At 61.2% G+C, this 446-nt stretch carries 1 pseudogene; it reads left to right on the top strand.

From position 1 onward, the window contains the following. Nucleotides 1–446 (top strand): annotated as a pseudogene (gene nadE, locus X744_RS139660) (NAD(+) synthase); the annotation flags it as partial.

Here is a 446-nt window from a genome sequence, read left to right as displayed (position 1 = left end):
CTCAGGCGGCATCGACAGTTCGGTGGTCGCATCCTTGTGCGTGGCTGCCTTCGGCAAGGACAAAGTGTTCGGGATCTTCATGCCGGAACGTGACTCGTCCGGGGACTCGCTGAGGCTGGGGCGCGTTATCGCCGGTCAGCTGGGCATCGACACCATCGCCGAGGACATTGCGCCGGCGCTCGACGCCATCGGTGCCTACAGCCGGCAGATGGAGGCCATTCGCACCGTTGTTCCGGACTACGGCGAAGGGTGGAAATGCAAGCTGGTGCTGACCTCGGTGCTGGAGAGCAAAGGCCTCAATATCACCCGTCTCACCGTTCAGGATCCCGAGGGGAAGATCGATACCGTGCGCCTGTCAGGAGCGGCCTATCTGCAGATAGTGGCCGCGACCAATTACAAGCAGCGCATTCGCAAGATGACTGAGTACTATCACGCGGACCGTCTCA

Source organism: Mesorhizobium sp. LNHC252B00, from assembly GCF_000502955.1.
Taxonomy (GTDB): Bacteria; Pseudomonadota; Alphaproteobacteria; order Rhizobiales; family Rhizobiaceae; genus Mesorhizobium.
Note: the sequence above shows the minus strand (reverse complement) of the source record. Positions and strands in the feature narration are given on the sequence as shown.